1 protein-coding gene is annotated in these 253 nt (G+C 55.7%); it reads left to right on the top strand.

Annotated features, from left to right (window positions below):
• Nucleotides 1–253, top strand: a 253-nt coding sequence (locus IV91_RS0114705; RefSeq protein ID WP_031599567.1) for a transposase, incomplete at both ends; no start/stop codon positions are given.

Raw genomic sequence — 253 nt, forward strand, 5'->3', positions numbered from 1 at the left:
CCGCGAGGCGCACTGGACCACCTACTACAAACTGATCGAGCGGGCGAATGTCTCGGTCGCCGACTTGTCCATTCAATTGCTGCAATTGACGCAAAGAGTTTTTCCAAACGAGCTGGTCAACCTGATCATCGACGATACGCTGGTTCCTCGTTGCGCGAAGAAAGGGCCGGGGATCAGCGTCAAACACGATCACAGCCACAAGGCCAACCGGCCCACCTTTTTGAACAGTCAAGGTTGGGTCACACTGGCCCTG

Source organism: Ferrovum myxofaciens (genome assembly GCF_000735045.1).
Lineage (GTDB): Bacteria > Pseudomonadota > Gammaproteobacteria > Burkholderiales > Ferrovaceae > Ferrovum > Ferrovum myxofaciens.